Annotated in this window: 3 protein-coding genes; all 3 read right to left on the bottom strand. The window is 74.7% G+C overall.

The window, feature by feature from the left end; genetic code table 11:
* Nucleotides 1–19: 19 nt before the first annotated feature.
* From IH13_RS0100670 to IH13_RS0100660, 3 genes are read right to left on the bottom strand one after another with little or no spacing between them, the layout of a single operon-like run.
* Nucleotides 20–967, bottom strand: coding sequence for an NAD(P)-dependent oxidoreductase (locus IH13_RS0100670; protein ID WP_031080068.1), 948 nt, complete (start codon nucleotides 965–967; stop codon nucleotides 20–22).
* A 5-nt stretch (nucleotides 968–972) separates the two neighbouring features.
* The gene (locus IH13_RS0100665) at nucleotides 973–1443 is read right to left on the bottom strand and encodes a PPOX class F420-dependent oxidoreductase (protein ID WP_031080066.1); all 471 of its coding nucleotides are present in this window, start codon (nucleotides 1441–1443) and stop codon (nucleotides 973–975) included.
* Nucleotides 1444–1471: 28 nt separating this feature from the next.
* On the bottom strand, nucleotides 1472–2287 hold the full coding sequence (locus IH13_RS0100660) for a YceI family protein (RefSeq protein ID WP_031080064.1): 816 nt from the start codon (nucleotides 2285–2287) through the stop codon (nucleotides 1472–1474).
* Nucleotides 2288–2543: the final 256 nt, after the last annotated feature.

The raw sequence follows: 2543 nt of genomic DNA, 5'->3' as shown, positions 1-2543 counted from the left end.
TCAGTACCCGCGCCCGGTGTCAGTACCCGCGCCCGGTGTCCACCGCCAGTGCGGGCGTCCGCCCGCTCGTCACCGCCTCCCAGCAGGCCGCGAAGTCCGTGGCGACGTCCTCGGCGGCGGTGATCCCGGCGGAGTGCGAGGTGGTCACCGTGCGCGGTAGCGTCCAGGCGCGGTCCTGCGGGCCCGGCGGCTCCTCGGGCAGGACGTCCAGGACCGCCCGGCGCACCCGGCCGTCGCGCAGCGCGGCCTCCAGCGCGTCGAGGTCCACGCACGCGCCCCGCCCGACGTTGACGAAGGACGCGCCCCGCATCGCGGCGAACCGCGCCGCCCCGAAGTACCCCTCGGTGGCGGCCGTCAGCGGCAGCGTGGAGACCACCCACCGCGCGGCGGCCGTCTCCTCCGCCTCCTGGACGCTCCCGGCCGCCACGGTCCGGTCGAAGCAGGGCGGTGGGTCCCCCGCGGTGCGGCGGACCCCCACCGTGCGCAGGGAACACGCGCGCAGCAGGGCCGCGACCGCGGAGCCGATGTGCCCGGTGCCGTGCACGACGGCGGTCCGCCCGGCGGCGAGCGACGACGGCAGGCGCCGCCATTCGGCGCGGGCGTGCTGGGCGAGGTGCTCGGGCACGGACTGGCACTCGGCCAGGATCCAGGCCAGTACGTACTGCGCGATCCGCTCCCCCATCCGTCCCACGGTCCGGGTCAGCAGGGCCTCCCGCGGCCAGGGGCCCGCCGCGAGCAGGGCGTCCGTACCGGCGTTGACGCTGTGGAACCACACCAGCCGCCCGTCCCGCAGCGGGCCGGGCAGGGCGTCCCCGACGTACAGGAAGGGGTCGTCCGGCGCACGGCCCGGTGCCCGTTCGGCGGGGCGCCCGGTGGTCCGCTCCAGCGAGCGGACCACCGACGCGTCCAGGCCGGGGGAGACCAGCAGCCGGGCGCGGTCGAGTACGGCGGGGCCGGGGAGGGGCATCCGGGTCAGCCGTCCTCGGCGAGCCGGGCGGGGAAGCCGCCGGTGGCGATCGGGCTCCACCGCTCCGGGGTGATCCGGATGATCGACTTCCCCTGCTTCACCATTGCCGCCCGGTACTCGTCCCAGTCCGGGTGCTCGCCGGAGATGTTCCGGAAGTACTCGACGAGGGGCTCGACCGAGTCAGGGGCGTCGATGACTTCGGCCGAGCCGTCGATCTGGACCCAGGGGCCGTCCCACTCGTCCGACAGGACGATCACGCTGACCCGCTCGTCGCGCTTGGCGTTACGGGTCTTGGCGCGCTCGGGGTAGGTCGAGACGACGATCCGGCCCGCGTCGTCCACGCCGCAGGTCAGCGGGGACCCCTGGGGCCGTCCGTCGGCCCGGGTGGTCAGCAGGACCGCCCGGTGCCGGGGGCGGACGAAGTCCAGCAGTTCCCCGAGCTCGACGGTGGTGTTGGTCGCGATGGTGGGTGACATGGCGTCAGCCTAGGCGGTGCCCCGCCGGTCAGGCCGGGACCGGATCCCCCTGTACGGCCTGGATGTCGAGCTCCACCCGCAGGGTCGTGCCGATCGCGGAGATGCCCGCCTGCACGACCTGGTTGTAGTTCATCGCGAAGTCGTCCCGGCGCAGTTCCGCGGTGGCGTGGAAGGCCGCCCGCACCCCGCCCCAGGGGTCCGGGCCGGTACCCAGGTAGCTGAGGTCGAGGTCGACGTCCCGCGCGATGCCGTGCATGGTGAGGACCCCGTGCACCGTCCAGCGGTCGGGGCCGGCCGGGGTCAGTGCGCGGGACCGGTAGGTGATCTCCGGGTAGCGGTCCACGTCCAGGAAGTCCGGCGAGCGCAGGTGCTTGTCGCGCATCCCGTTGCCGGTGTCGATGCTGTCGGCGGTGATGGTGGCCTCCACCCGGGAGCGGAGGACGTCCTCGGCGATGTCGATCCGGCCGGCGAACTCGGTGAACCGGCCGCGCACGCTGGAGATCCCCAGGTGCTGCGCGACGGCGGCCACCGAGCAGTGCACCGGGTCCAGCGACCAGCCGCCCGGGGGCGGCAGCTCCACCCCGCCCTGCCGGGCCAGCACCACGGTCCCGGCCTCGACCCGGCCGCTCGCCGCGACCAGGGCGGTGGAGGCGGCGGGGGCGTACCCGACCGCCGTGACGATCACCGTGTAGGCGCCCGCGGGCAGGAGGTCGTCGGTACGGACGGCCCCGTCCTCGTCGGCGGCGGCCCGGACCACCTGGGTGCCCGTCATGTCGGTCACCGTCACGACCGCGTGCTGGACGGCCCAGCCGTCCCGCGTACGCACCTGTGCGCGAAGTCCCATGCCGTTCTCTCTCCTTGCTCACTCACTCGGTGACTCGATGAGTCGGGCCCCGGGCGGGAACGGCAGGCCGTCCCCTGCCTGCCGTTCCCGCCACGGGGCCCATTTCCACCGGCGCGTACAGCCTCTCCGCTCGAAGTGCCGTACCGCCAGGGGTCTGTGTGGATCTTCCGTGTTACTCGCCCGGGTGGGCGAGCTCGATGTCGTGGCCGTCGATCCCGCCGCCGGTCACGGTCAGCGAGCCGGCCACCGGCGGGGG

It is taken from the genome of Streptomyces sp. NRRL WC-3549 (assembly GCF_000721935.1).
Classification (GTDB): domain Bacteria; phylum Actinomycetota; class Actinomycetes; order Streptomycetales; family Streptomycetaceae; genus Streptomyces.
This window is presented reverse-complemented; position numbering and strand designations above follow the sequence as displayed.